Source organism: Bradyrhizobium sp. CCBAU 45389 (genome assembly GCF_028128625.1).
Taxonomy (GTDB): domain Bacteria; phylum Pseudomonadota; class Alphaproteobacteria; order Rhizobiales; family Xanthobacteraceae; genus Bradyrhizobium; species Bradyrhizobium liaoningense_B.
The window spans coordinates 393,194-419,907 of record NZ_LBIY01000095.1; the positions used below are offsets into that span (position 1 = coordinate 393,194).

A 26,714-nucleotide genomic window follows, 5' to 3' on the forward strand; every position below is an offset into this window, starting at 1 on the left:
CGAGGGGCGGCCCCTCGAAAAGGCGCCGCCCCTGCAAAAAGTAGATATTCCCTCTCGCGGAACGCGGGAAGGAATGGATGTTACGCCGTCTTGATCCAGACGGCCTTCACGTTGAGATATTCCTCGACGTGCTGCTTGCCGGACTCGCGGCCGTAGCCGCTCATCTTGTAGCCGCCGAACGGCACGGCCGGGTCCATCGCCTGGTAGCAATTGACCCACACCGAGCCGGCGCGCAGGCGCTTCGCGACCGCATGCGCCTTGGTGACGTCGCGCGTCCACAGGCCGGAGCCGAGGCCGAACGTGGTGTTGTTGGCACGCTTGACCAGCTCATCCATGTCCTTGAACGCGATCGCGGAGATGACGGGACCAAAAATCTCCTCCTGCGCGATGCGCATGTTGTCCTGGACGCCGGCGAACACGGTGGGCGAGACGAAGAAGCCCTTCGATAGCGCGCCTTCGGTGACGCGGCCGCCGCCGGCGAGCGCACGCGCGCCTTCCTTCTGGCCGATGTCGAGATAGCCGGTGACGCGCTCGAGCTGCTGCTCGGACACCAGCGGGCCGATCTGCACGTTGGGATCGAGGCCGTTGCCGACCTGCAGCTTCTTGCCGAACTCGGCGACGCGGCCGACGAACTCCTCGTAGATCGCCTGCTCGACGAACAGGCGCGTGCCGGCGCTGCAGATCTGACCCGAGTTGGCGAACACCGCCATCGCGGCACCCGGCACGGCGGCGTCGAGATCGGCATCCGCGAACACGATGTCCGGCGACTTGCCGCCGAGTTCGAGCGAGACGCGCTTGAGGTTGCCGGCCGAGGCCCGGATGATCGACTGCCCCGTGATATGCGAGCCGGTGAAGGCGACCTTGTCGACGTCGTGGTGCGAGGCGAGCGCGGCGCCCGCGGTCTCGCCATAGCCGGGCACGACATTGACGACGCCGGGCGGAATGCCGGCCTCCATAGCCAGCTCGGCGATGCGCAGCGAGGTCAGCGGCGCCTCTTCGGCGGGCTTGAGCACGACGGTGCAGCCGGTCGCGATCGCAGGCCCGATCTTCCAGATCGTCGCGCTGAGCGGACCGTTCCAGGGAATGATTGCGCCGACGACGCCGATCGGCTCTTTCAGCGTATAGGAGAAGATTTCGCCGGGCAGCGAGTTCTCGATGGTCTCGCCATGGATCGCCGTGGTCTGGCCGGCATAGTAGCGCAGCATGCCGATGGCGCGCAGGCGATAGGCGCGGGTGCGGCTGAGCGGCGCGCCCATGTCGAGCGTATCGAGCTGCGACAATTCGTCAAAATTCTTCTCGACGAGGTCGGCGAGCCTGAGCAAGAGGTTCTGCCGCTCGAACGGTTTCACCTTGCTCCACGGACCCTCGAAGGCGCGGCGGGCGGCGGCGACCGCACGGTCGATGTCTTCCTTGTCGCCCTCGGCGACCGTCGCGAGCAGCTCGCCGGTCGCGGGATTGCGGGTCTCGAAGCGCTTGCCGGAGGCGGCGTCGACCCACTTCCCGTCGATCAGCATCTGCTTGTAGGACCCGTTGGCGAACGGGTGGCGCGTGATCGGAATAGCCTGCGACACAGCCATGGCCGCACTCCCTGTCAGGTCATTGATTGGTTCGATCTCGGTGGGACCGTTAGGCCTGGAAGAATACAGCGGTGCCGGAGGGGCGTAAAGGCGGCGTGGAACGAAGACCTCCCATGCCGACTTGTGCAGGGTCGCGCCAGCGCCATGCTATAGCTCGACCGAGCCCCATCCTGCGGAGACGAGCCATGTCACATCCAGCCATCATCAAGGACAATGTTGCCGTGATCACCGGCGGCGCGTCCGGCATCGGATTTGCCGCCGCCATGGCTTTCGCGCGTGCCGGCATGAAGGTATGCATCGCTGACGTCGACGAGGCGCGGCTGGCGGAGGCCGCCACAAAACTGTCATCCGTCGCGTCTGCCACACATGTGATGACGTTCGCCGTCGATGTCAGCCGTGCCGAAAGCGTGATGGAACTGGAACGCGCCGTGGGCGCGCATTACGGCGGCACCGACGTCCTCATGAACAATGCCGGCATCCAGCCCGGCAGCACGCTGTTCGGCGTATCAGACAATTGGCAGCGCATCATCGGCGTCAACATGTGGGGCATCATCAACGGCTCCCGAATCTTCGCGCCGAGCATGATCGCACGCGGCAAAGCCGGCCTCATCATCAACACCGGCTCCAAGCAGGGCATCACCACGCCGCCCGGCGATCCCGCCTACAACGTCTCCAAGGCCGGCGTGAAGGCCTTCACTGAGGCGCTGCAGCACGAGCTGCGCAATACCGGCGATTGTCACGTCACCGCACATCTGCTGATTCCAGGTTTCGTCTTCACCGGCCTCACCGCAAAGGGCCGCACCGAAAAGCCGGCCGGCGCCTGGACGCCGGAGCAGACCGTGGATTTCATGCTGGCACGGCTGGAGGCCGGCGACTTCTACATCCTGTGCCCCGACAATGACGTACCGCGCGCGCTGGACGAAAAGCGCATGCTCTGGGCGGCCGGCGACATCGTCGAGAACCGCCCGCCGCTGTCGCGCTGGCATCCGGACTATGCGGATGCGTTCGCGCGGTTCGTGAAGGGGGAGTGACTATTTGACCCTCATGGTGAGGAGCGCGCCCTTGCGCGCGTCTCGAACCATGCAGGCCCGTCTCGGGCCTCGATCCTTCGAGACGCCCGCTTTCAGCGGGCTCCTCAGGATGAGGAGTTACAGCGTCTCTTGCTGGTGCCCGCAATTCTTGCAGGCGAACTTGACGCGGGTCTGGCCTTTTTCCGCCTGCACCCGGTTCGGCGCGCCGCACTTGCCGCAGACGGCCTCGATGCGGGTCGTGCCCTGCTTGACGACGATGGTCTTCTTTTCCATCGATTCGCGGATCAGGCGCTCGGCCTCTTCACGCAGGGATTGTTTCGACAAAGCTCGTCTCCGCCTCTGAAAGCGCGAGAGCCATATCGCACCTGCGTTGGAATCTCAATGCGCAAAGCCCGCTCAGACCTCGACGATCACATAACTGTCCTCGACATGCACCGGAAACGTCTCGGCAACATAGGGGCCCTTCTGCAATTCCTCGCCGCGCTCCACCGCAACCGGATATGACCGGATCCTGACGCGATTGGGATCGAACCAGGATTGGCCGTTGCGCATGTCGAACTCCCAGCCGTGCCAGGGACAGCGCAGCATCTCGCCGACGCGCGAACGCTCGTAGACGCCGGGCTCGGGCGAGGTCAGCCGCGCCACGCAGGCGGCCTTCTCCAGCGGCGCGCCTTCATGAGGGCAGCGGTTCAGAAGCGCGAAGAACTCGCCATTGACGTGGAACACGACGATGTCGCGGCCGGCGATAGCGACGACCTTGTTGCCGCCGGGCGGGATCTCCGAGATGGTGGCGACGATGTGACGGGCCATACAGGTCTCAGAACTTGTAGACCGCGCGGGCGTTGGTGCTGAAGATCTTCTTCCGCTCTGCCTCGGTCAGCGGCGTCTTGAAGGCGAACCGCGGATCGTCGAAGTCCCAGTGCGGATAGTCCGACGAGAACAACAGACGGTCGACACCGACCCATTCGATCAGCGCGCGCAGATGCCGTGCCTCGTCCGGCTCGTCGATCGGCTGGGTCGTGAACCAGAAATGCTCGCGGACATATTCGGACGGCTTGCGCTTGAGATGCGGCACCTCGCTGCGGAAGCGCTCGAAATGCTGGTCCATGCGCCACACCGCCGACGGGATCCAGCCGAAGCCGCCCTCGATAAAGACGATCTTCAGTCTTGGGAAGCGCTCCGGCACGCCCTCGGTGACGAGGCTCGCGAGCTGCGCGGCGATGGTGTGCGCGTTGGACTGGTGCTCCTCGACATAATAGGACGGCCAGCCGCCGCCGGTCGGCGCATGCCCACCATAGCCGCCGACATGGATGCCGAGCGGCAGGTCGAGCTCCTGGGCACGTTCATAGATCGGCCAGTAGCGGCGGCGGCCGAGCGGCTCGTTGGCGCGCGGCGAGACGTTGATCTGGATGTACTCGCCGATTCTGGCGCAGCGCTCGATCTCGGCGATCGCGAGGTCCACCCCGTCCTGCCCGACCAGGATCGAGGCCTTCAGGCGGGGATCGCGATGCGACCAGAACGCCAGCTGCCAGTCGTTGATGGCGCGCTGGATCGCCGCGCCGAATTCCAGGTTCTGCTGCGAGAAGATGAAGAGATCGAGCACCTGCAGGATACCGAACTCGACGTCGAGCGGATCGAGATGCTGCTTCTGCATGAAGGCGAGATCGGAGCCGGGCGGCCCGCCGGTTGGCGGCCAGGCATCACGTCGCGCGATCAGCGGCGATGAACGCGGATAGGGCGTGGTGAAGAGATAGGGCGTGCGCAGATGGCTGCCATATTCCTTCAGATGCTGCTGCCAGCGCTTTGGCAGGAACGCGTTGAGATCCTCGACCGAGTGCAGGCTCGGATGCACGTCGCAATCGACGATGCGCAACCGCGATGCCGCGGGTTTCTCGTCGTCACGCAGCGGGCGGTCGATGACCTCACTCATGCGAACCTCCAGAATTAGTTGACTGACAACCGCGGAAACGTCTCCAGCGGATTGTCGACACACATCTTCTCGATGATGCTCTTCGGCAGGTTCGGCGGAATCGGATCGTCGCCGTCGAACTGCCAGTGCGGATAGTCGGACGCGAACAGGAACATCTTTTCAGAGCCGATCTGGTCGATGATCTCCTCGACGCTCCTGGCATCGCCGGGCGCATCGAACGGCTGCATGGTGACGCGAAAATTGTCGCGGATGATCGCGGCCGGCTCGCGCTCGACCCAGGGCACCTCGACGCGCACGCCGCGCCAGGTCTTGTTGGCGCGCCACATGAAGGCCGGCAGCCAGCTCACGCCTGACTCCATCAGCACGACCTTGAGGTCCGGGAACTTGCCGAATACGCCCTCGTAGATCAGGCTGAGGATCTGCGCCTGAAAGGCCTGCGCCTCGACGAAGTAATATTCGTAGCGATGCGACGGCCAGCCGGCCGAGCTCGGCGCCTGCCGGTATTGCGTGCCGGCGTGGATCGCGAGCGGCAGCTTGTACTTCTCCGCGAGCTGGTAGACCGGCCAGAAATGCCGCCGCCCCAGCAGCGTCTCGCCCTGCGCCAGCACCAGGATGGAGACGAAGCGATTGTCGCCGGCGCGGCGCTCGATCTCCTCGATCGCCAGATCCGGCGCCTGCATCGGCACCACGATGGACGCACGCAGGCGCGGATCGCGCGACAGCCACTCGGCGGCGATCCAGTCATTGATGGCCTTGCAGAAGTCGGCCGCCATGTAGGCGTCGAATACGGCCTGCGCGCCGTAGAGCACGTTCAGGATGGCGTGGCTCGCACCCAGCTGATCGAACGCGCCCTTCTGAACCATCGCGAGATCGGAGCCGGGTTTCGAACCATTCATCGGCCGCCAGTCGGCGCGGCCCGAAAGGGGCATGCCCGGTGGATAGGAGGTGAGATCGAGCCCGTCGATGGCGCGGCTCACCACCTGCTCTTTCCAGTGATCGCTGAGATAGGGAAGCAGCGTCGTGCGGGTGCCACCAACCGCAGGATGGATGTCGCAGTCGATCCGCGTCGCCGCCATGCAGGTTTCCTCGCACAGTCTTTATTGGCGGCGTTCTTCGCGCCGCCTGGGCAGAGTGCGCCGGTCGCCGCCACCACGCAAGGGTGCGCGCCCGCGCGATCCGTCATGGCTCGGTTGCATTTCGCAGGCGCGATATGCGGATCAGATGCGGTGGATGCTCCCGCACCCACCGCGTCAGACTGCAAGCCGCTGCGCCTCAAGCCGCCTTGGAAACCTCCATCAGCAGACGCTCGGCCTTGGCATCCTCGATGCGGTTCACCAACCGGCTGCTCTCGTGATTGTCGCGCACGGTCTTGGTCAGCGTGATGCAGGTCTGGATCAGCATCACGATGCCCATGGCGAGATAACCTTTCATCCAGAGGTCGATCGGCAGGAAGAAGACGCCGATGGCGACGAGGAAGGCGGAGGCTGCGAAGGACGCATAAGTGAAGCTCACCCAGGCGCTGCTATGGGGCTGGCCGTTCTGGTTCATGATGGTCTCCTGTTGGTTCGAATGATGATGAAATCCGAGTTCAGGCCGGCTGGGTGCGCTTGGACTTCAACCGCGCCAGCACGTCGTCCGCGGTCGTCTTAAGCCGGGGGCCAAAGCCCTGCTCGGCAAGTCTCTCGGCGGTGGCGAGCGGTCCGGTCGCCGCATCGAGCTCGACCAGCGCGTCGTCGGCGGCCTGGGCTTCCACCTGCCGCTCGCGCAGACGCTTCAAGGTGCTCTCGGCTTCCGGCAGTGTGGATTCGTAGGGACGCGCCGCATCGATGCCGCTGCGGCGGAGCGAGCGCACTGCTTCCGAGGCACGGGCGAGGCGCCGGCCGCGATCGAGTTCGGTGATGCGGGCTTGCGCGTTGGTCACGTGGCGCTTCAGCCGCGCGATCTCGGTCGCGAACAGCGCGCGTGCTGTCATCGCCGCGTCGCGGTCGGCTTCGAGGCCTGCGATGGCCTCGGCGGCCTCCTTCGCGAGGTCCTCGCGGCCGCCATCGAGCGCGGCAACTGCGCGAGTTTCGAGATCGGCGATCCGGGCGCAGGTCGCCTCGAGCTTGCGGCCCTCCTGCTGGTCCTGCGCAATCGCCAGCGCCAGCGTGCGCTTGCTGCGCTCGAGGGCGGCGGCGGCATCGCGCATCTGCTGGTCGAGGATCAGTAGGGCGGTGCGGTCCTCCAGCTCCTCGCCCGCGGCGGCCACGCTGCCGCGGAAAAGCGTCACGACGGTCTTGAACATGGTCTGCTCCCTGTTTATGAGCGTTGCTCACAAATGCTTTGTAGCAGGAAACTTGAACAACGTTCAATGAATATTTGAGCGACGCTCAGGAATTTGGTCGATGATGTCTAAAGCCCTGGAACGGCGAGAGAAATTACGAGTCGATCTGGTCGAGGCGGCCGAGCGGATGATCGCTGAGCGGGGTTTGGCGGGTCTGAAAACCCGCGATTTGGCGCGCGAGATCGGCTGCGCCAATGGCGCGGTCTACAATCTCGTCACTGATGTGGACGAGCTGGTTCTACGCGTCGGCTCGCGCACGCTGCATCGCCTCGACGAGGCACTCAGCGCGGCGGAAAGCGCGGGTGAATCTTCGCCACAGGAGACGCTGGTCCGCATCGCCATCGCCTATTGCGATTTCGCCGCCGAAAATCTCGAGCTCTGGCGCGCGCTGTTCGAGCACCGCATGGCGGCCGACAAGGTCCTCCCCGACTGGTCGGTCAACGACCAGCTGCAGCTGTTCCGCCACATCTATCATCCGCTGGCGCAGCTGTTTCCCAAGCGCAGCCAGGAGGAGCTCGGCGTCACCGCACGCAGCCTGTTCTCGGCCGTGCACGGCATGGTGGCGCTGGGGCTGGAGCAAAGGCTGGTCGCGGTGCCGCTGCCGGCGCTGCGCAAGGAGATCGCGAACCTCGTACGCGCGATGATCGACGGGCTGGTCGCGCGCACGAAGTAAGAAGGATCGGCGGCGACTGACTAAAATTTCGCCTGTCGCATCGCGGGTGGTGCGCTTAGCTTCACGGCGAAACGTCCCCCCACCTCCCCCCGGAGCCTCTCATGCCCCTCCTCATCCGCGGCGGCACCGTCGTCAATCACGATCATTCGCGCCGCGCGGACGTGCTGATCGAAGGCGAGACCATCGTCGCTGTGGGCCCGTCGATCGAGGCGCCCACCGGCACCGAGATCGTCGATGCCGGCGGCGCCTACGTCATTCCGGGCGGCATCGATCCGCACACCCATCTCGAAATGCCGTTCATGGGCACCGTCACCGCGGACGATTTCGAATCGGGAACCAAGGCGGCGCTGAGCGGCGGCACCACCATGGTGGTTGATTTCTGCCTGCCCGATCCCGGCCAGTCCATGCTCGCGGCCTATCAGGAGTGGCGGCACAAATCCGAGAAGGCGGCCAGCGACTACGGCTTCCACATGGCGGTGACGTCGTGGTCGAAGCAGATCTATGACGAGATGGAGACCGTGGTCAAAACCTACGGCATCAACACCTTCAAGCATTTCATGGCCTACAAGGGCGCGCTGATGGTGAACGACGACGAGCTCTACAACTCGTTCGCGCGATGCGCCCATCTCGGCGCCATGCCTGTCGTCCATGCGGAGAACGGCGACGTCGTCGCCCTGATGCAGGAGGCGCTGATCGCGCGCGGCGTCACCGGCCCGGAGGGCCACGCCTATTCGCGGCCGCCGGAGGTCGAGGGCGAAGCCACCAACCGCGCCATCATGATCGCCGACATGACGGGCACGCCGGTCTATATCGTGCACACCAGCTGCCGCGAGGCGCATGAGGCGATCGCCCGCGCGCGGGCTGCGGGAAAGCGCGTCTATGGCGAGCCGCTGATCCAACATCTGCTGCTCGATGCCGGCGAGTACCAGAACAAGGACTGGGATCATTCCGCGCAACGCGTGATGTCGCCGCCGTTTCGCGACAAACAGCACCAGGACAGCCTCTGGGCCGGCCTGCAATCCGGCTCGCTCCAGGTGGTCGCGACCGACCACTGCGCCTTCACCACCGAGCAGAAGCGGTTCGGGCTCGGCGATTTCAGGAAGATCCCGAACGGCACCGGCGGCCTCGAAGACCGCCTTGCGCTATTGTGGACCGCGGGCGTCGCCACGGGACGGCTGACCAAGGAAGAATTCGTCGCGGTGACCTCGGCGAACATCGCCCGCATCCTCAACATCTATCCGCGCAAGGGCGCGGTCGCCGTCGGCTCGGATGCCGATGTCGTGGTGTGGGATCCCAAGGCGAGCAAGACCATCAGCGCCAAGCGGCAGATGAGCAAGATCGATTACAACGTGTTCGAAGGCTTTTCCTGCACCGGCGGGCCGGCCGCAACTTTATCGCGCGGCCGCATCGTCTGGAAGGACGGCGATCTGCGCGCCGAGGCCGGCGATGGCCGTTACGTCGAGCGCCCCGCCTTCTCGCCGGTGCATGTGGCGAATTCGACGTGGAAGGAATTGACGGCCCCGCGGGCCGTCAGCCGCGGAGCAGTGACGCCGTAACGCCGCTCCCACCTCGGTCAGAAGCGATAGTTCACACCGGCGGTCACGGTGTGGACCCTGTCCTTCAGGCTGCCGCTGACGGTCACCGGGGGGATGGAATTGGTCAGAACGAAATCGTTGGCGCCGAAATCGTAATAGTCGTACGCAAAGTTCGCCGACCAATGCGACGCGAATGCCCAGTCGAGACCGACGCCAGCAGTCCAGCCGGTCCGCGTCATGGTCCCCTTGGGATCGACAGGAACTCCCAGAAGCGGAGGCGTGAGAACGATGTCCGCCTTTTCCCGCGTCCAGGCGACGCCGCCGCGGCCATAAGCAAGCCAGTTGCCGGCGAAGCTGTAGCCGAGCCGTGCGGTCGCCGATGCCAGGAAGTCGTTGCTGACCGTGAATTGCGTCGGGACGGTCAAGGGAACGACCACACCACCGAAGACGGGGTTGAAGGTGGCGGTGCCGGGCGTCTTGCTTGTCAGGCTTGACCACGCGGCTCGACCTTCGACACCGATAACCCAGGCCGAGGCAAACTGATAGTCGCACCCGATCTGTCCGCCGCCGATGAAACCGGCGGAGCTGAAGTCGCCCGAGCTTCTGATCTTGTCGTAGCTGAAATCGCCTCCGGCATGAACGCCGATGAAGCAGCCGGTCCAGCTGAATTGCTTGGCCGCCACCGGAGCCTTGACCGCCAGATCGGCGGCACCTGCCGCGCTTCCAAATCCCAAAATCGAAACCAACCCAACGCCAACCGCCGCAAGACGACGCATTCCCAGTCCCCGCCAATTCCGAAAACAACGACGCTCTTGTTACAGGAAACCGGTTGCCGCGACAGGCGGACGCATCCCTCCGGTTGATTATTGTGTGGACGTGTGGCCAAAGGGCTACATCGACGAGTAGGCTGCGTGATCTCAGCACAGCGACAACGCCACCATCGCCAGTAACACGGTGCGCTGCCGCAGCCTCATGGCATGTGCCTTGCCTCTTCCCGCAAGAAGCGCTGTCAGGAGACCCTCATGAGCATGTCATCATCCCATATGGATCGTCGTAGCGTTCTGCTTGGCGGTCTCGGTATCGCGACGACGACCATGCTCGCGCCTCCCTCCGCCTGGGCGCAGGGCCGAGCCGAGACGCTGCTGGTGGTGCAGGAGCTCGGGCCGAATTCGCTGGACATGCAGGGCGTCGGCTCCAACCAGACGGTCAATGGCCTCTCCTGGAATTGCTACGACCGCCTGCTGACCTACGCTTCCAAGACGCTGCCCGATGGGACGACTTCGTACGATCGCGAGAAGCTCGCGCCTGAGCTCGCCGAGAGCTGGGAGGTCGCGGCCGACGGCATGTCCTGTACCTTCAGGCTTCGCAAGGACGCGAAATTCCACGACGGCACGCCTGTCACCGCCAAGGACGTCAAATGGTCGTTCGACCGCGCCGTGAAGGTCGGCGGCTTCCCGACCTTCCAGATGTCGGCGGGATCGCTGGAGAAGCCCGAGCAGTTCGTGGTGGTCGACGATTACACCTTCCGCATCGACTATGTCCGCAAGGACAAGATGCTGCTGTTCAACGTCGCCGTCGTCGTGCCCTTCATCATCAACTCCGAGCTCGCCAGGAAGAACGCGACGGCGGAAGACCCGTGGGCGCTGGCGTGGCTCAGGAACAACGAGGCCGGCGGCGGCGCCTACAAGATCGAGAGCTGGAAGCCCGGCAGCGAGACCGTGCTGGCGCGCTTCGACGACTGGAAGAGCGGACCGCTACCGAAGGTCAAGCGCGTGATTGCGCGCGACGTCCCCTCCGCCGGCACCCGCCGCGCCATGCTGGAGCGGGGCGATGCGGATATTTCCAGCGGCTTTGCGCCGCGTGATTTCGAGCAGATCATCAGGGAGGGCAAGGTCAAGGTCTCCGGCGTGCCGATCCCGAATGCGCTCTGGTACGTGGCGCTGAACACGGCGAAGCCGCCGTTCGACAATGCCAAGCTGCGCCAGGCCATCGCCTGGGCGATGCCGTATGAGCAGATCCAGACCAGCGCCTTCTTCGGCCGCGCCGTTCCGATGTATGGCGGCGCGGCGGAGGTCTCAAAACCGGTCTGGCCACAGCCGTTTCCCTATGTCACCGATCTCGACAAGGCCAAGGCCTTGATGAAGGAAGCAGGATTCGAATCCGGCCTGGAGACGACGCTGTCGCTGGACACAGGCACGGCCACGGTCGGCGAGCCGACCGCCATCCTGATCCAGGAGAACCTCGCCAAGATCGGCATCAAGGCGGGAATCGAAAAGATCCCCGGCGCGAACTGGCGCACGACGCTGAACAAGAAGGAGCTGCCGCTCGCGCTCAACCGCTTCAGCGGCTGGCTGGATTATCCCGAGTATTACTTCTACTGGAATTTCCACGGCAACAACTCGATCTTCAACATCTCCTCCTACCAGAACAAGGAGATGGACGCGCTGATCGACAAGGCACGCTTCACCACGGATGCCGCGGAGTACGACAGATGCGTGAAGGCTTTCATCGCGCTCTGCATGCGCGACGTCCCCGTCATTCCGCTTAACCAGCCGATCCACGACGTTGCCATGCAGAAGAGCGTCAGCGGCTACGAATTCTGGTTTCACCGCGAGCCGGACTACCGCCAGTTCGCGAAGGGCTAGTTCCGGCGAGCGACGTTGATTGCGCCCGAAGAGGCGCGCGCCTGCGCGGTCGGAAAGCCACGCTCCAGCCGCGCCGCGCTCGCATGCAACATCGCCGCATCGAGCCTGCCCTGCCGCGATCCCTCCAGGGCGCAGGCAAACACCCGATAGAACTGTGCACCGTCATAGGCGACCAGCAGCAAATCGACGCCTGCATTGATCGCCTCGACGACGGCCTTGCAGACGTCGTTCTGGTAGATCGCGCCCATCACGAGATCGTCGGTCATCACCATGCCCTGGTAGCCCCATTTGCCGCGGACAATCCCGTCGACGACGCGCTTGGAATGCGAGGCGGCGCGATCGGGATCGACGGCGGTGAGCGTGACATGGCCAACCATGAGGGCGCTGCGCGAATGCGACAGCACTTCGCGGAACGGGAGCCAGTCGGTCGCCTCCAGCTCCTTCACCGGCGTGTTGAGACTGGCGCTGAAATGATGCGTATCGGTGCGCACGCGGCCGATGCCGGGAAAATGCTTGAGCGTGGCGCCGACGCCTGACCCTTCCAGTCCGCGGACATAGGCGCTCGCGATCGTGCTGACAACGACGGGATCGGTGGCGATCGCGCGCTGGCCGATCAGGGTGTGGAAATCGAGGCGGTTGCGCCGCTGCGGCGGCTTGAGGTCGAGCACCGGCGCAAGGTTGAGGTTGACGCCGAGCCCCGCGAGTTCGCGGCCGTGGATGCGGCCGAACTCTTCCGCCTTGGCCTGCTGCTCGTCCGGAGCAAGCCCGGTGAGCGTCGCCAGCGCCGGCACCTTCGTCAGCGGCGGCGCGAGATGTCCGACGATGCCGCCCTCCTGGTCCGCCGCCACGACCAGCGGCGGCAGGCCAGCCGCACGGCGCTTGTCCTGGAGCGCCGCGATCTCGGTCCGCAGCGCCTCGATGGTCCGGCCGCGGATGTTGTGCCGGGTGACATAGACGCCGCCGATCAGGCCCTGCTCGGCCAAGCGCGCAACCTCGGGAAAAGAGAAATAGCCGACCATGAAGTGAGGCCCGAGCTGCCGCGTCTCGGCGGCGCTGGCGGCAAGGACATCGCGCTTGCGCAGCTCGAACTTCAGATGCGCCGCCGACATCAAGAGCGGCGGCAGGCACCACAGCATGACGAGCAGCTTGCCCGCGATGCTGCGCCAACGACCTCGGCGCAGCAGAAGGATGACGATCGCGATGCTTGCAGCGACAAGCACAAAGTTTCCGGCGCCGCGCAGCGGGACCAGATAGGGATCGTTCTTGTTCGCGGCCGCGAATGCGACGATAGGCGCGGCCAACCAGAGCAGGATGAGACCGATACGGCGAAGGAATTGCATGATGCGCCACATGCGATGGTGATGAATGCTTCGCACCTATCAAGGCGATCTGCGCTGCGCGAGAGGCAAAAGCGCGCCTGCACGAAATCTGCAAAAGACTCCTGAAACCATGCAGACGATGATCCCGCCGTCTGCACAAGTGCCGTTCAGATTTCGTGATGCCACCCATCACGAAAGGTCTTCTGCACATGACGAGCCTGGCTTCGACGATCGTAGCGGAAATCAAGCCGACCAGTCACTCCTCGATCCCAGCCAAGGTCGGGCTTGCGCTGGTGCTGGCCGCGCTCGCCGACTGGCTGTTCTACGGCCCGCGGATCGGACTGTCGCTGACGCTCTTTGCGATCGCGATGGCTTGCGTGTCGGTGCTGTTCAATCATGCATCCCTGGATCTGCGGCGCGCGATGATCAGCGGGGCCATTTTCGTCGCCGGCCTCGCGCCGGCCGTCGAGGAGCTCAACATGCTGTCCTTCCTGATCCTCACCATGGCGCTGGCCGTTGCGCTCCTGGTCGCGACCAATCCTGATGCGACCGAGCTGACAGAGCGCGCCCGTGCGCTGCGCAATTTCTTCCTGCTCGGTCCCTTCAGGTTCTTCCTCGATGCGCTCCAGGTGTTCAACATGTCGGCGTTCACCCGCGGCATCGCGCTCTGGCTGATGCCTGCGGCGCTGAGCACCGTCTTCGTCGCGCTGTTCGCCGCGGCCAATCCGGTGATCGAGCAGTGGGTGTCCCTGCTCAATCCAAAAATCATCCTCGAATATATCAGCATCCCGCGCGTGCTGTTCTGGACCATAATGCTGACGCTGGTCTGGCCGTTCATCCATGTGCGTTGGCGGCGCAAGACGATTGTCACCACTGATGTCGCCAATGGCCCCGTACCGCCGCCGCTGCCGCCGATGGTCTCAGCGGAGTTTCTCGGTCCCTCGACGATCCTGCGCTCGCTGATCCTGTTCAATCTGCTGTTCGCGGCGCAGTCCATCCTCGACGGGATCTATCTCTGGGGCCATGTGGCCCTGCCCGATAACATGACTTATGCGACCTACGCCCATCGCGGTGCCTATCCGCTGATCGTCACTGCTCTGCTCGCCGCCGCCTTCGTGCTGGTGGCGATGCGTCCGGGCGGCCCGGCGGAGAAATCGAAGGTGATTCGGCCGCTGGTCTATCTCTGGGTCGGCCAGAACGTCCTGCTGGTCGCCTCCTCCATCCTGCGGCTCGATCTTTACGTCGGCATCTACATGCTGACCTATTGGCGCATCGCGGCCTTCATCTGGATGGGGCTGGTGGCACTGGGACTGATCCTGATCGTCACCCGCATCGCACTCGACCGCTCCAACCGCTGGCTCGTCGGCGCCAACCTGATCGCGTTAACGATCGTGCTGTACAGCGTTTCGCTGGTGAACTTCGATGCGTTCATTGCCGACTACAATGTTGCCCACAGCCGGGAAGCATCGGGCAATGGCGTGCAGATCGACATCAACTATCTCCTGACCCTTGGGCCGCAGGCGCTCCCCGCCATCGACAAGGCGATTTTGCTCCGGCCCGGCACCCCCGAGAGCTGCCTTGTGTCGCGCCGCGACCGCCTTGTAGAACAGCAGCGTCAGGATCTGGCGTGGCGGAGCTGGGGCTTTCGGAACTGGCGGCTCCAGCGTCGACTGAACGCACAGGCGAAAGATCGGACCAGCGGCCAATCGGCAGGCTGACGAGGAAGCGGAGAGTTTCTTGGCGCATCGCATTCTCATCGTCGACGACGAAGGCCACATCCGCGAGGTCATCCGCGTCGCCCTGAAGAAGGCCGGCATGGACGTGATCGAGGCGCGCGACGGCAAGGAGGCGCTCACCCGCTTTGCCGCCGACCGGCCCGATCTCATCGTGCTCGACATCGGCATGCCCGAGTTCGACGGTCTCGACGTCTGCCGCGAGATTCGCAAGAGTTCGGACGTGCCGATCCTGTTCCTGTCGGCGCGCGACGAGGAGATCGACCGCATCCTCGGCCTCGAGATCGGCGGTGACGATTACGTGACCAAGCCGTTCAGCCCGCGCGAGCTGGTGGCGCGGGTCAATGTCATCCTGCGCCGCCTCAGCCCGCGCAACGGCGAGGCCAAAACAAGTCCGGCCGCGCTGGTGCAAGGCGGCCTCCTCATCGATCCCGAACAGCACGTGGCGTCGTTCGCCGGCACGCCGCTGAAGCTCACCGCGATCGAGTTCGGCATCCTGCGCGCGTTCCTGACCCGGCCGACCTCGGTGTTCAACCGCGAGCAGCTGATGCGGGCGGCCTATCAGCTCAACATCCAGGTCTCCGACCGCACCATCGACAGCCACATCCGCAACATCCGCGCCAAGCTGGCGGCACAGAATTGCGAGAGCGTGATCGAGACCATCCACGGCGTCGGCTTCAAGCTCGGCCGCTGCGAGAAAGAGGCATGAGCGCGGCGCCCGACAAATGGCGGCCGTCGCTGGGGCTGGTGATCTTCGCGGTGCTGGCGACCGTCGCGGTGCTGCCGCTGGTCGGCCTGTTCTTCTTCCGCCTCTACGACAACCAGCTGATCCGCCAGACCCAGGCCGAGCTGATCGCGCAGAGCCGCGTGCTCGCGACGATCTATGCGCAGGAGGTCACGGCACGGCTCGACAGGGGCCTGGTGCTTGGCCCCGAGGTGCCGCCGAACGTGCTGCCCGATCCCGGCGATCAGGTCACGCCGATCCGTCCGGCGCTGGATCTGACCGCGAACGACCTCTTGCGGCGGCGGCCCGATGCGCTGCCCGCGTCCCAGCCGGCGCAAGCAGCCTATGTCGAGATCGGCGCAAAACTGACGCCGATCATCCGCGAGACCCAGAAGGTGACACTGGCAGGCTTTCGCATCCTCGATCCGCAGGGCGTGGTGATAGCCGGGCGGCAGGAGGTCGGGCAATCGCTCGCCCATATCGAGGAGGTCGCGGATGCGCTGCACGGGCAGTACCGGGCGACCTTGCGCAACCGCGTGCCGGACAAGCCACCGCCGCCGATCTATTCCTTCAGCCGCGGCCTCGGCGTGCACGTGTTCTCGGCGATGCCCGTCATCGTCAACAACCGCGTCGCGGGGGTGATCTACACCACGCGAACGCCGAGCAACATCTTCGACCATCTCTACCAGGAGCGCGGCAAGTTCGTGCTGGCCGGGCTCGCCGTGATCCTCGGCACCATCGCGATTGGCCTCGTGTTCTCGCGTACGATCACGCTGCCGATGCGCGAGCTGATCGACCGGGCCGCGCGGATCGGCCGCGGCGACCGCGAGGCGTTCAGGCCGCTCCGGCATTACGGCACGCGCGAGTTCGCCCAGCTCTCGCACAGCTTCCTCGGCATGGCCGAGCAGCTGGCACGGCGCTCCGACTACATCGCGACGTTCTCGGCCCACCTCACCCACGAGCTGAAATCGCCGCTGACCTCGATCAAGGGCGCGGCCGAGCTGTTGCAGGACTCGGTGCAGGGCAAGGCCGGCAGCCTGACGCCTGCCGAGCAGAATACGTTCATCGCCAACATCCTGTCCGATACGCAGCGGCTGGAGGCGATGGCGCAGCGGCTGCGCGAGCTCGCCCGCGCCGAGAGCCTGCCGCAGAACGAGCGCACCGAGCTTGCGCCCGTGATCGCCGATCTCAGGAACAGGTTTCCGGCAAGCTCGATCGAGGCCAGCGGCAGCCTCGACAGGACGATCGGCATGTCCTCGGAGAAGGCGCTGATCGTGCTGTCGCATCTCGCTGATAACGCGGTGCGGCACAAGGCGAAGTCGATCCGGCTGGAAGCGGTGGACGAGCGGACGACCCTGCTGCTGACGATGAGCAATGACGGCGAGCCGATCTCGGCGCCGAACCGCGACAGGATCTTCGATGCGTTCTTCACCACCCGCCGCGACCAGGGCGGTACCGGGATGGGGCTGGTGATCGCACGTGCGGTGATGGCGAGCCATGGCGGCTCGATCAGGCTGAAGCCCACTGACCAAGGGGCCGCCTTCGAACTCCAGTTTCCAGTCGCCTAGATCGCGAACACCCAGGCGGCGACAATGGTGCCGATGGTGACGAGACCAGCGATGGTCCAGCCAGCGGCGTATTCCAGTTCGGGATGACCGGTGGCCCGCATGATCTCTGCCGGATCGGCGGTATGCTTCTCTGCCATGACAGCCTCGCACGCTTCTTCCCGCGTCATAGATAAGTCGCACCAGCCGCCATTAGGTTCCATCACGGAAATGCGAGGCATGACGCAGCTAGGTTTGTTCGCCGATCCGCAGGAAGGTCCGACCGGCCTTCGCTATGCGGACAATTTTATCGATGCCGCGGTCGAGCAGGAGCTGATCGGCCGCATCGCAACATTGCCGCTCCAGCGATTCCAGTTCGGCGCGTTCGAAGGCAACCGGCGCGTGGCCTCCTTCGGCTACCGCTATGACTATTCGCTGCAACGGCTCACCGAGGCCGAGCCGATCCCCGTGTGGGTGCTGCCGGTCGCGCGCGAGGTCGAGACCTGGGCGGGGCTCACCGAGGGCAGCGTGCGCCAGGTGCTGTGCACCGAATACGAGGTCGGCGTCGGCATCGGCTGGCACCGCGACAAGCCGCATTTCGACAAGGTCCTCGGCCTGTCGCTGGGCTCGCCTTGCAAATTCCGCTTCCGCCGCCGCAGCGGCGACAGATGGGAGCGCCACACGCTCGAGGCTCTGCCGCGCTCGCTGTACCTGATGGATGGCGAGGCGCGCTCGCAATGGGAGCACAGCATCCCGCCGGTCGAGGCACAGCGCTACTCCATCACCTTCCGGACGATGAAGCAGCGGTAGGCGGGCCCTCCAAACAAAAACTGCGAAAACAACCCCATGCACAGTAGAAACCGCTTTGCTGCGTGAGGCGGGGACGCGCGACGCAACGGTTTGACACACCGGTGCAAAACGGCCGCTTCGCGCAATCGTCGGGCGGGTGGCGTCTTGCCTTCCGAATCCGGTTGCATGCTAGACTGGGTGCCATCCACGGCAGGAGGGAAGCATGGCCGACAATAAGGCGAAGCGGGGCGGCGCCGATCGCGCCCTGATCGCGCTCACCGAGAAATACGAAGTCGCCTACTGGTCGAAGAAGTTCAAGGTGACCCCCGCGAAGCTGAAATACGCGGTCAAGAAGGTCGGCCGCTCCGCCAAGAAGGTCGAGGAATACATCCAGCTCCAGAAGCACCGCGCATCCGACAAGAGCCGGATCGCGCTCAGCGAGGCCTACGAGGTCCGCTACTGGTCGAAGAAATTCAAGATCACTCCGGCCAGGCTGAAGGCCGCCGTGGACGCTGCCGGCCATTCCGCCAAGAAGGTCGAGGCCTACCTCGCGGCCCAGAAGGCGGCGAAGAAGGCCAAGAAGGCCGTCAAGAAGACCGCGAAGAAGACCGTGAAGCGCAAGAAGGCCGCCTGAGAGCCCGGGGGAAAGGGATGAGATCCGGTCCAGCGATCCTCGCCTGCGCCCTCGTCGTTGCCGGGGCGTCCCACCTCCCCGGTGCCTCCGCAGCCACGCCCGCAAAGGTCTCGGGCGCGACCGCGCTGGCGCTCGCGGGGGTGATCGCGCCGCTGTCACCGGACCTGACCGGCGCCGAGAGGAAGGCGGTGGCGATGCTGTTCGCCGCCAATGCCGACATCCCCTACAAGAAGGCCATCGTGGTGACCGCCGACCGGATCGTCTGCCGCACCGGCAATGTCGACATCACCGTCCGCAATTGCGAGGTGACCTTCGGCAAGAAGGTGAAGACCGTGAACGGCTCCACCGCCAACGAGATCTTCGCCACCGAAGCTTTGGCCGGCGTGCCGCCCGACGGCGCGGCGGGATCGAACTTCGAGAGCCTCTCCAAGCTGAGCTGCACGATCGATCCCAACGCGATCAGGCGGAAGGACGGCAGCGGGGCGGATTGCACGTTCCTGCCGGGGAATTGATTGCGGCCGGGCACGCGAGGCGCAGGTGCCGTGAAATCGCCTCAAGGCCAGCCAACTAATAAGGCGAAATGAAAAGACAGGCCCAGGGAGCGCGCCAATATCGGGCGCGCAAGGCCGGCACCATGATGAAGAATTACCTCGCATTTTTCCTGTTTTTGACCGTGACGGCCGCCTCCGCGCATGGCCCGCTGCCGGCACGTTTGACGGCGCTGTCCGATCTTGTCCCGGCAGGCCTCACCGATTCCGACACCACCGCGGGCGGCACCGCGCGGCTGTGCGAGCAGGTCAGCTTCTCGCGCGGCCTGCGCTACGGCGAGAACGAGGCCAATGTGCTCGATGTCGCCACCAGCACGACCAAGGCGGACACGCCGCGGCCGGTGCTGCTCTTCGTGACCGGCGATACCTTTACCGGCGACCGCGGCGCGCCGGAGCTGGCGCGCCAGATCCAGGACCAGGCCATGTGCTTTGCCGCGCGCAACGACATGATCGGGGTCCGGGTCAACTATCGCCTGGCGCCGGCGGCCACCTGGCCCACCGGGGCAACCGACGTGGCGGCGGCGCTATCCTGGATCCACGGCAATATCGACCTGTTCAACGGCGATGCCCGCGAGATCGTCGCGGTCGGCTACGGCGCCGGCGCCTTTCACGTCGCCACCCTGCTGGCGCATCCGGAGTTGCAGACCGACCGTGCCGACGTCGCCGGTGTCGTGCTGGTGTCCGGGATCTACCGCGTCGGCAAGGACGCCAGCGACAGCGAGAAAGCCTATCTCGGCACGGACGCCACCCAATACGACAAGCGATCGGTCTTTCCCGGTATCCTCAACGTCGATGTGCCAATCGTCCTGGCCTGGGCCGCGGACGATTCCGCCGGCCTCGTGGCGCAAGGCGAGACGCTGAAGAAGACGCTCTGCGGCGCCGGCCACTGTCCGCGCAGCGCAATGCTCCGCAGTCGCGACGGCATCGCCGCCGCGTTCGGCCTCGACGGTTCCGGCGACAGTCTTGCCGAGCCGACGCTGCTGCTGGTGCATCAGTTGGAGGCACGAGGGCTGCCGTAGGGTCGCACGACGAGGCGTGCGGTCGGGCGTTGCCAGAAGTCACGAGCGATCGTCGGCGCGTCAGCACGTCTGCCGCTTTCGGCCGCGCCGCTTTGAAGCGGGCGCCCAGCCACACGATTGCCAAACGCTTGACCTAGATCAAGCAGCCTTGGTGCGGATTGAGCCGACCTCGTTGGGGGCTAACGACAAGGGTTCGAGCATGCGCGTCATCGGCAGGATGCTGTTCGTTTCCGTGATTGCCGTCGCATCGCTCGGCGCGATGTCGCAGCAGCAGCAGCACTCGGAGCAACAGCCGAGCGACAAGGAAATCCGCATCGGCAATGTCATGCCGTATTCGGGACCGCTGTCCGAGTTCGGCGCGATCGGCCAGGCGGAGGCCGCCTATTTCGACATGGTCAACGCGCGCGGCGGCATCAACGGCCGCAGGATCCGCTTCATCACGCGCGACGACAATTCCGATCCTGCAAGCGCGCTGGAGCTGACGCGCAATCTGGTCGAGAAGGACGACGTGCATGTGATGTTCGGCTCGTTCGGCACGCCCGGCAATCTCGCCACGCGCTGGTACCTGAACGAGAAGAAGGTCCCGCAGCTGTTCGTCGCCTCCGGCGACGAGGAGCTGAGCCAGGCCAGGGCGTTTCCCTGGACCATGGGCTGGCAGCCGTCGTTCCGCTCGGAGGGACGCATCTACGCCAACTACATCCAGGCCTATTATCCCAGGAAGAAGATCGTCGTGCTCTGGCAGAACGACCAGTTCGGGCGTCAGCTCTACAAGGGCATTCAGGAAGGCCTCGGTGACCTGAACCGTCATGTCCTCGTCGACATCGCCTTCGACATCAACGACGAGCATCTCGAAGGACACGTCTCGATCCTCAAGCGCGCCGGCGCCGACATCTTCGTCTTTCTCGGCGTTCCCTCGACCGCGTCCAAGGTGATCAAGCTGGCGGCGTCGCTCAAATGGCGCCCGGTCTTCATCGTGAACGATGCCTCGGCCACGATCGCCAATGCGATGGCGCCGGCGGGCCTGGAGAATTCCGCCGGCGTGATCTCGGCGGCCTTCCTGAAGGATCCGAGCGATCCCGCCTGGAAGGACGATCCCGCCATGAGGGAATGGTTCACCTTCATGGACAGGTACCATCAGGTCGAAAGCACCAACAGCAGCGCGGCGGTCTACGGTTACGCCGCGGCCGAGGCGCTGACGCAGGTGTTGAAGCAATGCGGCGACGATGTCTCGCGCGAGAACATCATGCGCCAGGCGGCCTCGCTCAAGGACTACCAGCCTTCCGTCGCCTTGCCCAACATCAGGATGAACACCTCGCCGGAGCGCTATCTGCCGATCAGGCAGATGCGGCTGGTCCAGTTCGACGGCCGCTCCTGGCAGCCGTTCGGCGATGTGATCGAGACGGCGTTTACGGAGGGTGCGGCGCGGTGAGAGTTGGGCTCTTACCCTCCCCTGGAGGGGGAGGGTCGATCGCGCACAGCGCGAGCGGGGTGGGGTGATCTCTCCCCACGAGCAGCATTCGATGCGGAGCGACCGTCACCCCACCCCGTCTCACATTGCGCTACGCTTCATGTGAGCCGACCCTCCCCCTCCAGGGGAGGGTAAGAGAGCGGCATCACGCCGGCTTCAGCGAGGCCAGAGCATTCTCCAGCAGCGAGCGCACGCGGGCGGCGTCGCCGGACTTCACCACGGCCGGATCGAGATAGAGCTCGAGCCCCGGCGCGCGCTCGGTGATGATGCCGCTCTTCTCTGCCGCGGCATCGTTCAGCGCGTCCACTGAGTAAGGAATCACCTCGCGGCTGATGCCCTTCATCGTGATGGCGGGTAGCGCGTGGGCGCGGACGATGTCGCTGACCAGCGCAAAAGTCTCGTAGCTCAGCACGATGCCGCCGGGCTCGGCGATGGATTGCAGGCGCGCGGCGAGGTTCGCTTCGGCGCCGATGATGGTGTAGTCCATGCGGTCGGTGCTGCCGAAATTACCGACATTGCAATAGCCGGAATTGATGCCCATGCGCGAGCGGAACGGCTGCTCGATGCCGGACGCCCGCCATTTCGCGTTGAGCTCGGCAAGGCGCTGCTGCATGCGCCAGGCCATCTGCAGGCAGGCCTCTGCATCGGCGCGATCGCCCTTGGTCTCGGGATCGCCGAAGAAGATCAGCATGGCGTCGCCGATGAACTTGTCGATGGTGCCGCCATATTCGTGGGCGATCGCCGACATCTCGGTGAAATATTCGTTGAGCAGCTGGGTCAACTGCTCCGGCTGCAGCCGCTCGGCGGTGGCGGTGAAATTCTGGATGTCGGAGAAGAAGATGGTGAGCTTCTTGCGCTCGGTGTGGATGGTGACGTCCTTCTGGCCGGAGAAGATGCTCTTGTAGACCTGCGGCGGAATGTAGCGCGAGATCTTCATCGACAGCGAGGCCAGGAAGTCGTTGGCGGATTCGAGCTCCTTGTTCATGGTCTTGATGCGGCGCGCCTGGCGGCGCTGCAACGACAGGAACGACAGCCCGCTGCCGGCGGCGATCAGGAAATAGGCCAGCAGGAACTTGAACGAGAAGATGTTGGCGGCGATCGGCTGGGCGATGATCACCTCCTGAATGCCCCTGACATCGCCGACCTTCCAGTCCTTCTTCGGGCTTTCGGGGTGGCTGTTGTGGCAACTGACGCAGGCCGGGCCCATGGTCACCGGCGCAACCAGGCGGACCTTGTCGTTGAACAGCGAAGTCTCGGTCTCCACGATCTTCTGCTCGGGGTCCTTGCGCAGCGCATCCAGCGCGTCCTTCTCGAACTTGTCGAGCTGGTGCGGGGCGCGGTTCTGGAACGGGAAATCCGAGACGAAGCGGTAGGTGATGTTCTCCTGCTGCGCGCCGATCACCCGTCCGAGCTCGAGCGACAGCGTCGCCGGGATCGGGATCGCGCCGGGAACGGATTCGTAATTGTGCACCACCCTGGTGGTGCCGTTCGGATTGGCGAGCACCCGCCCGACCACATTGGTCGCGTAATAGCTGCGCACGCTCGTGATCACCGAATTGAGATCGGCGGCCTGCCGGCGCAGCGCGGTCTTGGAGAGCTCGGTCAGGTCCAGCCACACCGCGAGCGGCAAAGCGAGCAGCAGGAAAGCGATCGCGGCACCGGTCAGGACGCCGCTCTTGCGCTGTTCTTCGGAGATCTCTTGTTTCACCCTGTGGCTCCGTTGTGTCCGATCTTGTCGCAGATCCCTCGGATTTGCGGCGCAGCCTGCGGCGGCACAGAGCCAATAAAAGCAGGCCCGCGCAACCCCATTTTATGGTGGTCACTCCAGGTGACTTTTCGTTTCATGACGAATGTTTAAGATCGACACGAACCTGTGTTCACTCCGCCGGGAGACATCGAGATGACCGAGACCATCCGCATCAAGCGCTTCAACGCGCGGCCCGTGATTGTGCCGATGAACCTGCCGCTCCAGACCTCGACCGGGGCGGTCGCGAAGGCGCCGCTGGTGTTGATCGACTGCGAGACCGACCAAGGGGCGGTGGGGCATGCCTACCTGTTCTCGATCACGCCATCGGCCTTGAAGCCGCTGACGGCGATGGTCACCGAAATGTCGGAGCTCGTCGCCGGCGACGAGCTGCTGCCGTTCGAGATCGAGCGCAAGCTGACCCAGCGCTTCACCCTGCTCGGCCTCGCCGGCCTGCAGCGGCTGGCGCAATCCGGTATCGACATGGCCGCGTGGGATGCGCTGGCGCGCACACGCGGCCTGCCGCTGGCGCGGCTGCTCGGCGGCGCGCCGAAGCCGGTCAGGGCCTACAATTCGAAGGGCCTCGGCATCATGCCGGCCGGCGCTGCGGTGGACGAAGCGCACAAGCTGCTGGCCGAGGGTTTCCACGCCGCAAAGATCCGCGTCGGCCGGAGCGATGCGCGGGAGGACCTTGCCGTGGTGCGCGCGGTGCGCAAGGCCGTCGGCGACGAGGTGACGCTGATGTGCGACTACAACCAGGCGCTCACGGTCACCGAGGCGATCCGTCGCGGCGAGATGCTCGACGACGAGGGCCTGAGCTGGATCGAGGAGCCGATCCGCCACGATGACTACGCCGGGTGCGCCCGCATCGCGGATACGCTGCGCACGCCGGTCCAGATCGGCGAGAATTTCGACAGTGCGTTCGCGATGCAGTCCGCGCTGTCGGCGGAAGCCTGCGACTACGTCATGCCCGACGTGCAGCGCATCGGCGGCGTCACCGGCTGGCTCCGCGCCGCTTCGCTGGCGCACGCCGCCGGCATCGAGATGTCGACGCACCTGTTCTCGGAAGTCAGCGCGCATCTGCTCTGCGTGACGCCGACCGCGCACTGGCTGGAATATGTCGACTGGGCCGACGCAGTGCTGGCGAGCCGGCTGACGATCAAGGACGGCTTTGCGCTGCCGAGCGAGGAGCCCGGGAACGGGATCGCGTGGGATGAGGCGGCGGTCGCCAAATATCTCGTGACATAAGGCCGCCCGTCGCCGCGTCGATCACCGATCGACTGGCTACGACCGAACAGCAGCAATCATATTCAGCTCGACCGGCGCTCCCCGCGGCAATTCGGCGACGCCGACGGACGTGCGCGTGTGACGACCGCGATCGCCGAGGCGTTCGATCAGCCGGTCGGAGGCACCGTTCATGACTTGCGACTGTTGGGTAAATCCAGGCGCTGAAGCGACGTATCCCACGACCTGCAGGACCTGGACGATCCTGTCCGCTCCGCCCGTTGCGTGGTTGATGGCCGCAATACAGAGATCGGCGCAGAGCGCCGCAGCCTCTTGTGCGGCCGCGATATCGACATTTGCGCCGACCTTGCCCGCATACATCAGGTCTTCGCCGCGACGCGGAAGCTGACCGCTGACATACGCAATCCCACCATGGATGATCACCGGCAGGTAGTTACCGCCGGGCTTGTTCACGCTGCTCATCTCGCCAACCTGTCTTCCTTTTGCATCCGGCAAAGCGACACATCTCGCCGAACGCCGCAAGCTCGATCGTGCCAGGCGCGTCGCCGGGCGGATGAGCAGACAATGGCAGGCGGCGAGTCTCGGATCAAGGCTGCGAGGCTTTTGCATACCGAAGACTGTGTCGATCCAGTCGCACAAGATCGCGCCTGCGCGCATTGCACAGCGGCGGCGCGCGCGATAACGATCCCCCATGACCAGATGGCGCCCACATCCCCACATCCGCGTCGTCGCGATCGGCCTGCACTGGCGGGACGGGCGGCTGCTGGCGGCCGAGGTTCGCGACGATGCGGGGCGCATCAAGGGCGTGCGTCCGCTCGGCGGCGAGATCGAATTCGGCGAGAGCTGGCGGACCGCGCTGCTGCGGGAATTCAACGAGGAGCTCGGCATCGACGTCACCATCACCGGCGCGCCGCTGATGCTGGAGAACATCTTTGTGCACGAGGGATCGACCGGCCACGAGGTGATGTTCATCGCGGAGGTCGCGTTTCCGGACGGCGCTTTCGCCGGCCGGGACCGCATCGATTTCCGCGAGGACAACGGAGAAGAGATCGTCGCCCGCTGGTTCGACCTTGCCGAGCTCGACGTGGACGGCGGGCCGAGCCTCTATCCGACCGGGCTGAAAGACTTGCTGCTCCGACCAGCGAGCCAGTTCGTTTGACGGTCGCTGTCTACCATACCTCCGCGCCCGGGATTTTCTTGCGCACCGCCATGCGCTGGATCCAGATGCAGCGCCGGACGGATCTGTTGGAGCGGCCGACGGCGGAGATGCCTTCGCCGGCCTGAAGCAGCGGCACCACGTTTTCGCGAAGCGTGCGGCAGCGCTGGAGCTCAGCCTGCCAGTCGATGATCGCGGCATCGGCGCGCGATGCCATCAGTACCAGCACCACCATGGCAAGGCAGCTCGCTCGCATCCGCATTCCCTTCATCGCGCTCCCCCGTCATTACGCCGGTAGCGGAAGTCGCAATGCGACGCGCCCTGCATGATCGTCTGCGTGCGCGTGAGCTTGATATCTGGACCGAACCCTTCCACGACTGCGAAGTCCGAGGTGCAGACCAGGAGGAAGCCGAGCTCCGGCTCGCCGAGCGCCTTGTAGAACTCGGCATAGGCGCAATGCGTGACGTCGACCGCAAAGGCGTCCGCCGTCTGCTCGATGACGTCATAGGCGAGCGCGTCGTCGCTTCCATAGGTCCTGAAGGCCGACGAGACGGCTTTGCCGAGATCGGGATCGTGCTTGTCTCTGTTCTTCGCCTTCCAGAATTCCTCGCCGAAGCCGCGATAGAGATCGCCAAGCGCCTTGCGGACCAGCGCATTGGCGCGGGCCTCGCCGAGCTCGGCCTGCAATGTCTTGACCAGCGGCACCAGCACCTGGGCCTGGATTTTTGCCTGTTCGATGACGGACACGCTCATGGGCGGCCTCGTGTCTGAAAGGGAGATCGTAGCCCGGATGGAGCGCAAGCGTAATCCGGGAAGACGCCCGTGAGGATATACCCCGGATTGCGCTACGCTTCATCCGGGCGACGGGTCGCTATTGAAAGGCGAGATCGTGGCTTGCCTAGCCGAAGCTCGCGGCTGCAAGCCCGCCTGCGCCCCTTGGGGCTTCGGCGCGGCATCCTTCTCTCGCTATCGCGAGCGAAGGATGGTGGGCACGACAGGGATCGAACCTGTGACCCCTACCATGTCAAGGTAGTGCTCTCCCGCTGAGCTACGTGCCCTAGAGGTCATTTCATCGGT

General features: G+C 64.9%; 28 protein-coding genes and 1 tRNA gene. 14 read left to right on the forward strand and 15 right to left on the reverse strand.

Features of this window, described 5'->3' with window-relative positions; translation table 11 throughout:
- Positions 1–80 precede the first annotated feature (80 nt).
- A complete protein-coding gene (locus tag XH79_RS28920; RefSeq protein ID WP_271583806.1) occupies positions 81–1,577 on the reverse strand; it encodes an aldehyde dehydrogenase family protein in 1,497 nt (498 codons plus the stop codon).
- A 185-nt stretch (positions 1,578–1,762) separates the two neighbouring features.
- Between XH79_RS28920 and XH79_RS28925 the strand changes: the two genes are divergently transcribed.
- Entirely contained in the window at positions 1,763–2,608 is an 846-nt protein-coding gene (locus XH79_RS28925) for an SDR family NAD(P)-dependent oxidoreductase (protein WP_271583807.1), read from the forward strand.
- Between the two features lie 117 nt (positions 2,609–2,725).
- Here the strand turns inward: XH79_RS28925 and XH79_RS28930 are convergent, their stop codons facing one another.
- The 6 genes from XH79_RS28930 to XH79_RS28955 all read right to left on the reverse strand — a co-directional run bounded on the left by XH79_RS28930 (position 2,726) and on the right by XH79_RS28955 (position 6,822).
- Positions 2,726–2,932, reverse strand: a complete 207-nt coding sequence (locus tag XH79_RS28930; RefSeq protein WP_183242680.1) for a hypothetical protein — start codon at positions 2,930–2,932, stop codon at positions 2,726–2,728.
- Positions 2,933–3,004: 72 nt separating this feature from the next.
- On the reverse strand, positions 3,005–3,418 hold the full coding sequence (locus XH79_RS28935) for a Rieske (2Fe-2S) protein (RefSeq protein ID WP_212342026.1): 414 nt from the start codon (positions 3,416–3,418) through the stop codon (positions 3,005–3,007).
- 7 nt (positions 3,419–3,425) lie between these two features.
- Positions 3,426–4,538: an amidohydrolase family protein gene (locus XH79_RS28940; protein ID WP_271583808.1), complete on the reverse strand. Its 1,113-nt coding sequence runs from the start codon at positions 4,536–4,538 to the stop codon at positions 3,426–3,428.
- Between the two features lie 14 nt (positions 4,539–4,552).
- On the reverse strand, positions 4,553–5,614 hold the full coding sequence (locus XH79_RS28945; protein WP_271583809.1) for an amidohydrolase family protein: 1,062 nt from the start codon (positions 5,612–5,614) through the stop codon (positions 4,553–4,555).
- Between the two features lie 196 nt (positions 5,615–5,810).
- Complete coding sequence (locus tag XH79_RS28950; RefSeq protein WP_212342032.1) at positions 5,811–6,086, reverse strand: YiaA/YiaB family inner membrane protein; 276 nt, start codon at positions 6,084–6,086, stop codon at positions 5,811–5,813.
- A gap of 40 nt (positions 6,087–6,126) precedes the next feature.
- Positions 6,127–6,822 carry a PspA/IM30 family protein gene (locus tag XH79_RS28955; RefSeq protein WP_271583810.1) on the reverse strand — a complete coding sequence of 232 codons (696 nt, stop codon included), beginning with the start codon at positions 6,820–6,822 and terminating at the stop codon, positions 6,127–6,129.
- Between the two features lie 103 nt (positions 6,823–6,925).
- Between XH79_RS28955 and XH79_RS28960 the strand changes: the two genes are divergently transcribed.
- Together XH79_RS28960 and hydA are read left to right on the forward strand one after the other, a co-directional pair.
- The gene (locus XH79_RS28960; RefSeq protein ID WP_271583937.1) at positions 6,926–7,534 is read left to right on the forward strand and encodes a TetR/AcrR family transcriptional regulator; all 609 of its coding nucleotides are present in this window, start codon (positions 6,926–6,928) and stop codon (positions 7,532–7,534) included.
- Between the two features lie 101 nt (positions 7,535–7,635).
- A complete protein-coding gene (gene hydA / locus XH79_RS28965) occupies positions 7,636–9,090 on the forward strand; it encodes a dihydropyrimidinase (protein WP_271583811.1) in 1,455 nt (484 codons plus the stop codon).
- A 17-nt stretch (positions 9,091–9,107) separates the two neighbouring features.
- Here hydA and XH79_RS28970 read toward each other — a convergent pair whose 3' ends face one another.
- A complete protein-coding gene (locus XH79_RS28970; protein WP_271583812.1) occupies positions 9,108–9,845 on the reverse strand; it encodes an outer membrane protein in 738 nt (245 codons plus the stop codon).
- Positions 9,846–10,097: 252 nt separating this feature from the next.
- Here XH79_RS28970 and XH79_RS28975 point away from each other — a divergent pair, with 252 nt between their 5' ends.
- Positions 10,098–11,714: an ABC transporter substrate-binding protein gene (locus XH79_RS28975; protein ID WP_442869978.1), complete on the forward strand. Its 1,617-nt coding sequence runs from the start codon at positions 10,098–10,100 to the stop codon at positions 11,712–11,714.
- Here the strand turns inward: XH79_RS28975 and XH79_RS28980 are convergent.
- Complete coding sequence (locus XH79_RS28980; protein ID WP_271583814.1) at positions 11,711–13,054, reverse strand: glycoside hydrolase family 3 N-terminal domain-containing protein; 1,344 nt, start codon at positions 13,052–13,054, stop codon at positions 11,711–11,713. The genes XH79_RS28975 and XH79_RS28980 overlap by 4 nt on opposite strands.
- 188 nt (positions 13,055–13,242) lie before the next feature.
- Between XH79_RS28980 and XH79_RS28985 the strand changes: the two genes are divergently transcribed.
- Genes XH79_RS28985 through XH79_RS28995 form a run of 3 tightly spaced genes read left to right on the forward strand, consistent with a single transcriptional unit; the run spans position 13,243 to position 17,058 of the window.
- Entirely contained in the window at positions 13,243–14,751 is a 1,509-nt protein-coding gene (locus XH79_RS28985) for a DUF4153 domain-containing protein (protein ID WP_271583938.1), read from the forward strand.
- A 19-nt stretch (positions 14,752–14,770) separates the two neighbouring features.
- Positions 14,771–15,475 (forward strand): response regulator transcription factor, encoded by a 705-nt coding sequence (locus XH79_RS28990; RefSeq protein WP_271583815.1) that lies wholly within the window; start codon positions 14,771–14,773, stop codon positions 15,473–15,475.
- Positions 15,472–17,058 (forward strand): ATP-binding protein, encoded by a 1,587-nt coding sequence (locus tag XH79_RS28995; protein ID WP_271583816.1) that lies wholly within the window; start codon positions 15,472–15,474, stop codon positions 17,056–17,058. Before XH79_RS28990 ends, XH79_RS28995 begins: the two co-directional genes overlap by 4 nt.
- Here the strand turns inward: XH79_RS28995 and XH79_RS29000 are convergent.
- On the reverse strand, positions 17,055–17,195 hold the full coding sequence (locus XH79_RS29000; RefSeq protein WP_007597071.1) for a hypothetical protein: 141 nt from the start codon (positions 17,193–17,195) through the stop codon (positions 17,055–17,057). The genes XH79_RS28995 and XH79_RS29000 overlap by 4 nt on opposite strands.
- Positions 17,196–17,274: 79 nt before the next feature.
- Between XH79_RS29000 and XH79_RS29005 the strand changes: the two genes are divergently transcribed.
- The 5 genes from XH79_RS29005 (at position 17,275) to XH79_RS29025 (ending at position 21,453) form a co-directional block, all read left to right on the forward strand.
- Entirely contained in the window at positions 17,275–17,844 is a 570-nt protein-coding gene (locus tag XH79_RS29005; protein WP_271583817.1) for an alpha-ketoglutarate-dependent dioxygenase AlkB, read from the forward strand.
- 202 nt (positions 17,845–18,046) lie between these two features.
- Positions 18,047–18,457, forward strand: a complete 411-nt coding sequence (locus XH79_RS29010; RefSeq protein ID WP_271583818.1) for a DUF3606 domain-containing protein — start codon at positions 18,047–18,049, stop codon at positions 18,455–18,457.
- A gap of 17 nt (positions 18,458–18,474) precedes the next feature.
- The gene (locus XH79_RS29015) at positions 18,475–18,969 is read left to right on the forward strand and encodes a hypothetical protein (protein ID WP_271583819.1); all 495 of its coding nucleotides are present in this window, start codon (positions 18,475–18,477) and stop codon (positions 18,967–18,969) included.
- Positions 18,970–19,094: 125 nt separating this feature from the next.
- Positions 19,095–20,024: an alpha/beta hydrolase gene (locus tag XH79_RS29020; protein ID WP_333938907.1), complete on the forward strand. Its 930-nt coding sequence runs from the start codon at positions 19,095–19,097 to the stop codon at positions 20,022–20,024.
- Between the two features lie 199 nt (positions 20,025–20,223).
- Positions 20,224–21,453, forward strand: coding sequence for an ABC transporter substrate-binding protein (locus XH79_RS29025; protein WP_271583821.1), 1,230 nt, complete (start codon positions 20,224–20,226; stop codon positions 21,451–21,453).
- Positions 21,454–21,637: 184 nt separating this feature from the next.
- Here XH79_RS29025 and XH79_RS29030 read toward each other — a convergent pair whose 3' ends face one another.
- Positions 21,638–23,200: an adenylate/guanylate cyclase domain-containing protein gene (locus XH79_RS29030; protein ID WP_212342048.1), complete on the reverse strand. Its 1,563-nt coding sequence runs from the start codon at positions 23,198–23,200 to the stop codon at positions 21,638–21,640.
- Between the two features lie 192 nt (positions 23,201–23,392).
- On the opposite strand from XH79_RS29030, the gene XH79_RS29035 reads away from it, so the two are divergent.
- Positions 23,393–24,484 carry an enolase C-terminal domain-like protein gene (locus tag XH79_RS29035; protein WP_271583822.1) on the forward strand — a complete coding sequence of 364 codons (1,092 nt, stop codon included), beginning with the start codon at positions 23,393–23,395 and terminating at the stop codon, positions 24,482–24,484.
- A 36-nt stretch (positions 24,485–24,520) separates the two neighbouring features.
- Here XH79_RS29035 and XH79_RS29040 read toward each other — a convergent pair whose 3' ends face one another.
- Positions 24,521–24,943, reverse strand: a complete 423-nt coding sequence (locus XH79_RS29040) for a RidA family protein (RefSeq protein WP_271583823.1) — start codon at positions 24,941–24,943, stop codon at positions 24,521–24,523.
- 229 nt (positions 24,944–25,172) lie between these two features.
- Here XH79_RS29040 and XH79_RS29045 point away from each other — a divergent pair, with 229 nt between their 5' ends.
- Positions 25,173–25,640, forward strand: a complete 468-nt coding sequence (locus XH79_RS29045) for an NUDIX hydrolase (protein WP_271583824.1) — start codon at positions 25,173–25,175, stop codon at positions 25,638–25,640.
- 10 nt (positions 25,641–25,650) lie between these two features.
- Here XH79_RS29045 and XH79_RS29050 read toward each other — a convergent pair whose 3' ends face one another.
- The 3 genes from XH79_RS29050 to XH79_RS29060 all read right to left on the reverse strand — a co-directional run bounded on the left by XH79_RS29050 (position 25,651) and on the right by XH79_RS29060 (position 26,695).
- Positions 25,651–25,893, reverse strand: coding sequence for a hypothetical protein (locus XH79_RS29050; protein WP_271583825.1), 243 nt, complete (start codon positions 25,891–25,893; stop codon positions 25,651–25,653).
- 11 nt (positions 25,894–25,904) lie between these two features.
- Positions 25,905–26,390: an L-2-amino-thiazoline-4-carboxylic acid hydrolase gene (locus XH79_RS29055; RefSeq protein ID WP_271583826.1), complete on the reverse strand. Its 486-nt coding sequence runs from the start codon at positions 26,388–26,390 to the stop codon at positions 25,905–25,907.
- Positions 26,391–26,620: 230 nt separating this feature from the next.
- Positions 26,621–26,695: transfer RNA gene (locus XH79_RS29060), tRNA-Val, on the reverse strand.
- Positions 26,696–26,714 lie beyond the last annotated feature (19 nt).